Below are 8,408 nucleotides of genomic sequence, written 5' to 3'. Positions count from 1 at the left end.
AGAAAGTCGCGCAGGGAGGCGGTCTCCAGCAGCCAGTCCACCATCGGCATCACCCGGTGGTTCTCGGCCCCCTGAGGGCGCATCGCCACGACGAGGAGCCTTCGCAGGGCTGGCAGTTCACCTCCTCCCACGGACTGGTCCTGCTGCTTCTTCTGCTGGTCGTCGGGCAGGGCCCGATCCGGCGGGTGCTGGCGGCGCCCGTGATGCAGAGCTGGATGACCGTGTTCCTCGCGGTGGTCGTCCAGGCCCTGCCCTTCCTCGTCCTCGGGGTCCTGCTGTCGGCGGCCCTCGCGGTGTTCGTCCCGCCCTCGTTCTTCGCCCGCGCCCTGCCGAAGCGGCCCGCCCTCGCCGTGCCGGTCGCCGGGATGGCCGGGGCGGTCCTGCCCGGCTGCGAATGCGCCTCGGTGCCGGTCGCGGGGGCGCTGGTGCGCCGGGGTGTCACGCCCGCCGCGGCGCTGGCCTTCCTGCTGTCCGCCCCCGCGATCAACCCGATCGTGCTGACCGCCACCGCCGTGGCGTTCCCGCGCAACCCCGAGATGGTCCTCGCCCGGTTCGCGGCGAGCCTGCTGGTGGCGTGCGCGATGGGCTGGATATGGCAGCGGCTGGGTCGCACCGACTGGCTGAAGCCGCCGGTCCGCGCGTCCTACGAGGGGCGGAGCAAGGGAGCCGCGTTCTGGGGGTCCGTACGGCACGACGTGATGCACGCGGGCGGCTTCCTGGTCGTCGGCGCCATGGCCGCGGCCACCCTCAAGGCCGTGGCGCCGGCGAGCTGGCTGCGGACGGCGGCGGGCAACCCGGTGGTGGCGATCCTGGCGCTCTCGGTCCTGGCGGTGCTGCTGTCGATCTGTTCCGAGGCGGACGCGTTCGTCGCCGCGTCGCTGTCCCAGTTCTCGCTCACCGCCCGGCTGGCGTTCCTCGTGGTGGGACCGATGATCGACCTGAAGCTGTTCGCGATGCAGGCGGGCACCTTCGGACGCTCCTTCGCCCTGCGGTTCGCGCCCGCCACCTTCGCGCTGGCGATCCTGGTGTCGGTGCCGGCCGGGGCGGTGCTGCTGTGAACCGTCAGGCGCAAGCGGCCGTGCTGTTCCTGGTCGGCGGGGCCATGCTGCACGCCGGCACGACCTCCCTGTACCTGCGTTACGTCAAGGCGGGGCTCCAGCCGTTGCTGCTCGCCGCCGGGGCCGTCCTGATCGTGGCCGCGCTCGCGACGGTCTGGTACGAACTGCGCCGGCCGCGGCCGGTCCCGCGCCCTCGGGACGGGGGAGAGCCGCACGACCCCGTCCTCGGCGGTCCCGACAGCGGCCACGATGACCCCGACGGCGGCCCCGACGGCCGCCCCGACGGCGGCCACGGCCACGGCGACGGCCAGGATCACGGCCACGGCCACCGCGAGCCGCGGATCTCCTGGCTGCTCGTACTGCCGCTGTTCGCTCTGATCCTGGTCGCCCCGCCCGCACTCGGCTCGTACAGCGCCCTGCGCGCCGGAACCGCGCTCCAGCCTCCGCTGGCCTCCCCGGCTCTGCCGTCCGGTGGTGACCCGGTCCCGCTCAGTCTGGTGGACTACGCGGGCCGCGCGGCGTACGGCCACGGACACTCCCTCGGCAACCGCAAGGTGGAGATCACCGGGTTTGTGGCGCTCGACCACGGCGGTGCCCCGTATCTCGTCCGCATGGCCCTCAACTGCTGCGCCGCCGACGCCCAGCCGGTCAAGGTCGGCCTGTCCGGAAAGCTGCCGCCCGTCCTCCAGCCCGACTCCTGGCTCCAGGTCACCGGCACCTACACCGCCCGGCGCGCCAAAGACCCCGTCAACGGCGGCATCATCCCGTTCCTCGACGTCATCGAGGCCAAGCCGGTCCCGACGCCGAAGGACCCCTACGACGAGAGCTGGAACCAGTGAGGCCGGCGGCCGTGGCGCCCGGTCCTTGAGGTGAGCGGCCGGTTCAGGCCGCGGATGTCCGTACTCCGTCCAGGGCCACGGTCAGGACCCGGCCCCGCTGGGCGTCGTCCACGAAGTTCGTCGCGGTGATCCCGGCGACCATCCGGAGCAGGTCGTCGAAGCTCAGGTCCGTGCGGGCCTCGCCCGCTTTCTGAGCCCGCTCGAACAACGGGCCGCCCGCCTGGTACATGGACTCCCGGCAGGCGAGGAAGATGTCCGACTCGTCGTCCATCGCCTCGCGGATGGCCCGCTTGGTGACGGTGTAGTCCACGAACCGGCGCAGCCAGGAGGTGAGCGCCTCCCACGGTTCGCGGTCCGCCACCTGTCTGGCCAACCGGCACAGGTCGTTCACCTCGCCCGCGTACACGCTCTCGAAGAGATGCCGGCGGGTCGGGAAGTTGCGGTAGAGCGTGCCGATGCCGACGCCGGCGCGGCGGGCGATGTCCTCCAGTGACGCCTCCGCGCCGTTCTCCGCGAACGCCTCGCGTGCGGCGGTGATCAGGGCGTCGTAGTTGCGGGCGGCGTCTTTCCGGTGCGGCCGCTGGGCCGCCACGATCTCGCTGACGGGGAACGGCTGAGCCGTCACTGCGGCCTCCCTGTACGGAACCGGGTTGAAGCGGAGGAGTGCCTCCGTTACAGTGGAGGCGTACCTCCACTTTAGCAGTCGGGGAGCGTTCGGCCTGGACGCGTGCGGCCGCACGCGTCGCCGACGCCCTCGTATCCCTCGATCCGACGCCGGGCCCGCTCAGCCCGCGGCCGCCCGGCCCCCGTCCGCTCGCGACCGCACCCGCGGTCGTCGGCGTGCCCCGCGCCGCCCCGCGGCGCGACCGAGTCCGTACGACCGCGGCCCGACGACCTCGGCCGCACCCTGCCCGGAGAGGCTTTTCGATGCCACGGAAGTCCACCCGTCTCACCTTCGCCGTCCTGGCGACCGGTGCGGGCGTGTTCTCCATGTTGCAGTCCCTGATCGCACCGGCCCTGCCGACCGTTCAGCACGCGCTGCACGCCTCACAGTCCACCGCCACCTGGGTGATGACGGCGTATCTGCTGTCCGCCTCGGTGTTCACGCCGATCCTCGGCCGGATCGGCGACCTCGTCGGCAGGAAGCGCACGCTCGTCGCCGTGCTGCTGACCGTGCTGGCCGGGTGTCTGCTGGCCGCGCTCGCGCCGAACATCGGCGTACTGATCGTCGCCCGGGTGGTCCAGGGCGCCGGCGGCGCCCTGTTCCCGCTGTCCTTCGGCATCATCCGCGACGAGTTCGCCCCGCACGAGGTCAGCGGCAGCATCAGCAACCTGTCCGCCGTCATCGCCGCCGGAGGCGGCGTGGGCATCGTGGCGGCGGGCCCCATCGTCTCCGCGCTCGACTACCGCTGGCTGTTCTGGATACCGGTCGCCGTCGTCGCCGTCACCACCATGATCGCCCTGCGCTATGTGCCCGAGTCGCCGCGCCGGAGCGAGGGCCGCGTCAACTGGTCCGCCGCCGCGCTGCTTTCGGCCTGGCTGGTGTCCCTGCTGCTGCCGATCAGCCAGGCCGGCCAGTGGGGCTGGGGCTCGGCCCGGGTGATCGGTCTGCTCCTAGCGGCGGTGGTGCTCTTCGCGCTGTGGCTGTTCTCCGAGGCACGCTCCCGCGGCCCGCTGATCGACCTGCGCGTCATGAGGCTGCCCGCCGTGTGGACCACGAACGCCGCCGCACTGCTGTTCGGCGCGGGAATGTACTCGATCTGGACCTTCCTGCCCGGCTTCGTCCAGACGCCGTCCTCCGCCGGATACGGCTTCGGTGCGTCCGTCACCGCGTCCGGGCTGCTCATGCTGCCGATGCTGGTCGCCATGTTCCTCTCGGGTGTGCTGAGCGGCCGCCTGGAGCCGGTGCTCGGAGCCAAGACGCTGCTCACGACCGGTGCCGCTCTGGGCGCCGTCGCCTGCGGCTTCCTCGCCCTGTGGCACGACCGGCAGTGGCAGGTGGCCCTCGTGGCGGGTGTGTTCGGATTCGGTATCGGACTGGCCTTCGCGTCGATGGCCAACCTGATCGTCGGCAGCGTGCCGATCGAGCAGACCGGCGCCGCGACCGGTATGAACGCGAACATCCGGACGATCGGCGGCTCCCTGGGCGCCGCCGTCACCAGCGTCCTGGTGACCGGTCGCCTCCAGCCCTCGGGACTGCCCTACGCCTCCGGCTACACCCACGGCTTCGGCCTGCTGGCCCTGCTCTGCCTCACCGCGGCACTGGCCGCGCTGCTGGTACCGGCCCGGCGCGCCGCCCGGGTCACCGGTGCCCCGCGCGCGTCCGAACAGCACGGCCGCACGGAGCCGGAGCCCGCCGCGCAGGGTGCGCGCGGCTGACCCCTCCGGTCCGGTGACGCCTTCCATACGGCGTTCCGGTCCGCCGGGACCAGCGGGACGAACAGGATGCCCGGCAAGCAGGAGATCCCTTCGTCACGGCCCGGGGCGAGTGCTCCGGGCCGTGACGGCTCGGGCCGAGGCCGGTCACTTCGTCCGGCTGTCAGCGGCGACCTGGGCGAGCGTGCGGTTGCTGCACGCCGAGCGGGCGCGCCGGGGATCCGGCGTGCCGTGCCCGCCGGAGCGGGCGTGGCCCGTCCGCACCAGGAGCCAGGAGGCGTCCGCGTCGCCGCCCTTGCCGCCCCGGAAGCGGGTGAGGGCGTACTCGCCGTTCAGTTTCGCCCCGTTCAGCCGGAACGTGGCGTGGCCGCGTTCCAGCGCCTCGGCGAAGGGGACGGGCCGCCCGCGGCGGTCGTGGCTCGACGGCCGGTATGTGCCCCGGTCCCAGACGATCACGGTGCCGCCGCCGTACTCGCCCGCCGGGATGACGCCCTCGAACTCCTCGTACTCCAGGGGGTGATCCTCGGTGGGTATGGCGAGCCGCTTGTCCCCGGGATCCGTGGAGGGTCCCTTGGGGACGGACCAGGATCGCAGTACGTCGCCGACCTGGAGCCGGAAGTCGAAGTGCAGGGTGCTCGCGTCATGGATCTGCACCACGAAACGGGGTTCCGCATCGGAGGACGCGTCGCCGCCCCGGGGCTCACCGGACCGGCCGAGGTCCCGTTTGCCGCGGTACTCCCGCAGCCGATCGCCGCCGCTCACGTCCCGCTCCTCTCCGCCCACCGGCCGGCACGGCCGGATCGGCCGCGCCGGGCTGTGCCGTCTCCCGGCCCGAGTACCCCGTCGGCCGTCCTGGGCACATGCACCTGCGAAGCCGCGTCCGGGCCGTGACATGACGGCCTCCTGAGCCGCACCTGCGGGCCGTCGCCGCCGAGCGGGTAGTCTCCGGAGCATGCGGATCTCCGTTTCCTCGGACATGGACGAACCCGTGGCCCGCAGCCTGGTCGGGGAGTTGCGCGGCCGTGGCCACGAGGTACTGGTCCACGGCGCACTGCGCCCCGGCGACGACGCCCGGTGGGCGTCGTGCTCGCAGGCGGCGGCCCGCGAGGTCGCCGACGGAACGGCGGACCAGGCCGTCGTGTGCTGCTGGACCGGCACCGGGGCGTCGATCGCCGCGAACAAGGTGCCGGGGGTACGGGCGGCGCTGTGCACGGACGCCTACACGGCCGACGGCGCACGACGCTGGAACGACGCCAACGTCCTCGCACTCAGCCTGCGGCTGACATCCGAGGCGCTGCTCAAGGAGATCCTCGACGCCTGGTTCGCGGCCGAGGCGAGCGAGGACGCCGACGACCGGGAGAACGTGGCCCGGATCGGACGGCTCGACCTCGGCAGGCCGACGCCGTAGCCAACCGCGGCGGGACGAGTGCCGAAACGGACCGCCACGGGGTCCGGTGCCGTGACGGACGGCCTGCGGACCCCGCCGGGCCTGCGGTGGCGGCGCGCGACGACGGCCGGCTCCCGCCACCGCCCGGGTCAGCGGCTGCCGTTGAAGTAGGTGACGTCCCAGTGCGAACCCTCACGGGCGTAGACGTTGCCCGCGGGTGACTTGTACTGCTTCGCGTGGTCGCCGGGCCGCAGCCCGGCGTAGCGGAGCTTCCCGGTGACGTAGGCGTCCACGCACGACGTCACCTTGACGTCGACCTTGTACCCGTTGCGGTGGCTGTACGTGCCGCCGGCGTGCCCGGTCTCCGTGCCACCGGTGAGGGTCACCGCGCATCCGCTCGCCCGCCTGAAGGCGATCACGCCGGCGACGGTCGACTCGTTGATCTGCTCGAAGGAGGTGCACCTGGGGTTGTTCCGGTTGCTGCACCCGCCCGACGAGGTCCAGCCGATGCCCGCCTGCCGTAACCGCTGGGCGGCGGCCGCATGGGTGTATTTCGCGGGCGTGGCGGCCGCGGAGGGCACGGTGGCCGCGAGCAGTCCCCCGGCCAGCAGGAGGGCCGAGGCGGCGAGTGCGGCGAGGCGGCCGTGGCGTCGGTTGTCGAGGCGTCGGTTCATGGCGGTCGTTCCTCTCGTGAACGGCTCGGTGACTACGACCGCAACACTGCCCCCAGGTGCATAGCGGGCGAACTCGCACAACGGGGGCGTGAGGGAGTACCCACAGCACTCCGCATCCGCTCGCGCGCGGTCGTGCGCGCCACCACGGCGGGCGCCGGCCCGGGCGCCGGATCAGCCGCCCGCCACCAGTTCGGGCACCGGCTGCACCCTCGTCTCCCCGGCCGCAGCCGCCGCCCCCGCCAGGTCCTCGCCCCGGTCCCGTACGCTCCACAGCCACAGCACATCCCGCCCGAACGACCACACCAGGGACGCCAGCGCGCACACGACGATCCCCGCGGTCGCCGCGTACGGCAGATACCCGGACCCGGCCACCAGCAGCGCGACACCCTGCAACGCCGCCACCGTCTTGCGCGCCATGCTCGGCGGCAGCTCGCCGTTCAGCCACGGCAGCACCCGGGCCGCCGCCACGAACACGTACCGCATTCCTCCGATCAGCAGCACCCACGGGCCCAGCGACATCGACACATAGACGCTCAGCACCAGGATCAGAAACGCGTCCACCTCCATGTCGAACCGCGCGCCCAGTGCCGTCGACGTGCCCGTGCGACGGGCCACCTTGCCGTCCACGCCGTCCAGTATCAGCGCCACCGCGGTCAGGCCCACCAGCAGCGTCACCGGCGGCGAGCTCTCGAAGGAGTCCGCCACCAGCGCCGTGACACCGCCCACCAGGGTCGCCCGGCCCAGCGTGACCCGGTTGGCCGGTCCGAAGGAGCGCAGCCGGGAGCGGACCACGGCCCGGGTGAGCACGGCCCAGGTGGCGAGTGCGAACACCAGGCCCGTCAGCCAGCCGGCCGGGCCCAAGCCGATCGCCGTGCCCAGCAAGGCCAGCAGCAGCAACTGCACGGCCGCCCCCACGGTCGTCTCCTGCTGCAACAGCCTCGCGTCGTACATGTGGTTCAGGGCCACCGCTCACCTTCCGGCCAAGTGACAGATTCGATCTTCGCCGCGTACCTTGTGCGCGACTTCTCGTAATTGCGGTACGTGAAGAGTCGGCGGATCGTTCAGGAGGACGCACATGGACCTCACAGCTCGGGCCTTCTGGCTGCGCTCACCGGGGCACGGGGAGGTGCGGGACGTCGAGCTGCCGGAGCCCGCTGACGGCGACGTGCTGGTGCGCGCGCTGTACTCGGGCGTCAGCCGTGGCACCGAGACCCTGGTCTTCCGCGGCGGCGTGCCGGAGAGCCAGCACGCCGCCATGCGCGCCCCGTTCCAGGAGGGCGACTTCCCGGCCCCCGTGAAATACGGCTATCTCAGCGTCGGGCAGGTGGAGCTGGGCCCGGCCGACCTGGTCGGGCGCACGGTGTTCTGCCTGTATCCGCACCAGAGCCGGTACGTCGTCCCGGTCTCGGCCGTCACCGTCGTACCGGACGCCGTGCCCGCCCACCGCGCCGTCCTCGCCGGCACCGTGGAAACCGCCGTCAACGCGGTCTGGGACGCGGGTCCCCTCGTCGGAGACCGGATCGCCGTGGTCGGCGGCGGCATGGTCGGCTGCTCCGTCGCCGCCCTGCTGGCGCGCCACCCCGGTGTCCGCGTCCAGCTCGTCGACGCCGATCCCGCCCGCGCCGAGACGGCCCGCGCGCTCGGAGTGGGCTTCGCGCCGCCCGAGGACGCGCTCGGGGAGTGCGACCTCGTCGTCCACGCCAGCGCCACCGAACAGGGGCTTGTGAGCTCCCTGGAGCTGCTCGCCCCGGAGGGCACCGTCGTCGAACTCAGCTGGTACGGCGACCGGCGCGTCACGCTGCCGCTCGGCGAGGCCTTCCACTCGCGCCGCCTCACCCTGCGCAGCAGCCAAGTCGGCACCGTCTCGCCGCGCGCGCGGTCCGGACGCACCTACGCCGACCGCATCGCCCTCGCCCTCGAGCTGCTCGCCGACCCGGCCTTCGACGCGCTCATCACCGGCGAGTCCGCCTTCGAAGACCTCCCCGGCGTGCTGTCACGCCTCACGCGGGGCGAACTCAAGGGGTTGTGCCACCGAGTCCGGTACGCCACGGACTGAGTTCCCGCAGAGCCTTGC

Annotated in this window: 9 protein-coding genes; 5 read left to right on the top strand and 4 right to left on the bottom strand. The window is 72.9% G+C overall.

Features of this window, described 5'->3' with window-relative positions:
* Positions 1 to 134: 134 nt before the first annotated feature.
* Together ABZ876_RS29030 and ABZ876_RS29025 are read left to right on the top strand one after the other, a co-directional pair.
* Positions 135 to 1,058 (top strand): permease, encoded by a 924-nt coding sequence (locus ABZ876_RS29030; protein ID WP_361787447.1) that lies wholly within the window; start codon positions 135 to 137, stop codon positions 1,056 to 1,058.
* Positions 1,055 to 1,897 carry a TIGR03943 family protein gene (locus ABZ876_RS29025; RefSeq protein WP_361787427.1) on the top strand — a complete coding sequence of 281 codons (843 nt, stop codon included), beginning with the start codon at positions 1,055 to 1,057 and terminating at the stop codon, positions 1,895 to 1,897. The genes ABZ876_RS29030 and ABZ876_RS29025 overlap by 4 nt, the downstream gene beginning before the upstream one ends.
* Before the next feature lie 43 nt (positions 1,898 to 1,940).
* On the opposite strand, the gene ABZ876_RS29020 is transcribed toward ABZ876_RS29025, so the two are convergent.
* Positions 1,941 to 2,522, bottom strand: a complete 582-nt coding sequence (locus ABZ876_RS29020) for a helix-turn-helix domain-containing protein (protein ID WP_361787425.1) — start codon at positions 2,520 to 2,522, stop codon at positions 1,941 to 1,943.
* A 302-nt stretch (positions 2,523 to 2,824) separates the two neighbouring features.
* On the opposite strand from ABZ876_RS29020, the gene ABZ876_RS29015 reads away from it, so the two are divergent.
* Positions 2,825 to 4,276: an MFS transporter gene (locus ABZ876_RS29015; RefSeq protein ID WP_361787423.1), complete on the top strand. Its 1,452-nt coding sequence runs from the start codon at positions 2,825 to 2,827 to the stop codon at positions 4,274 to 4,276.
* 144 nt (positions 4,277 to 4,420) lie between these two features.
* Here ABZ876_RS29015 and ABZ876_RS29010 read toward each other — a convergent pair whose 3' ends face one another.
* Positions 4,421 to 5,035, bottom strand: coding sequence for a DNA polymerase ligase N-terminal domain-containing protein (locus ABZ876_RS29010; RefSeq protein WP_361787421.1), 615 nt, complete (start codon positions 5,033 to 5,035; stop codon positions 4,421 to 4,423).
* 190 nt (positions 5,036 to 5,225) lie between these two features.
* Between ABZ876_RS29010 and ABZ876_RS29005 the strand changes: the two genes are divergently transcribed.
* Positions 5,226 to 5,681 carry an RpiB/LacA/LacB family sugar-phosphate isomerase gene (locus ABZ876_RS29005; RefSeq protein WP_361787419.1) on the top strand — a complete coding sequence of 152 codons (456 nt, stop codon included), beginning with the start codon at positions 5,226 to 5,228 and terminating at the stop codon, positions 5,679 to 5,681.
* A gap of 128 nt (positions 5,682 to 5,809) precedes the next feature.
* Here ABZ876_RS29005 and ABZ876_RS29000 read toward each other — a convergent pair whose 3' ends face one another.
* On the bottom strand, positions 5,810 to 6,334 hold the full coding sequence (locus tag ABZ876_RS29000; protein ID WP_361787417.1) for a hypothetical protein: 525 nt from the start codon (positions 6,332 to 6,334) through the stop codon (positions 5,810 to 5,812).
* Positions 6,335 to 6,505: 171 nt separating this feature from the next.
* Positions 6,506 to 7,300 (bottom strand): CDP-alcohol phosphatidyltransferase family protein, encoded by a 795-nt coding sequence (locus ABZ876_RS28995; protein WP_361787415.1) that lies wholly within the window; start codon positions 7,298 to 7,300, stop codon positions 6,506 to 6,508.
* A 109-nt stretch (positions 7,301 to 7,409) separates the two neighbouring features.
* Here ABZ876_RS28995 and ABZ876_RS28990 point away from each other — a divergent pair, with 109 nt between their 5' ends.
* A complete protein-coding gene (locus ABZ876_RS28990) occupies positions 7,410 to 8,390 on the top strand; it encodes an FAD-dependent oxidoreductase (RefSeq protein ID WP_361787412.1) in 981 nt (326 codons plus the stop codon).
* Positions 8,391 to 8,408 lie beyond the last annotated feature (18 nt).

The organism is Streptomyces sp. NPDC046931, from assembly GCF_040644655.1.
Lineage (GTDB): Bacteria > Actinomycetota > Actinomycetes > Streptomycetales > Streptomycetaceae > Streptomyces.
Note: the sequence above shows the minus strand (reverse complement) of the source record. Positions and strands in the feature narration are given on the sequence as shown.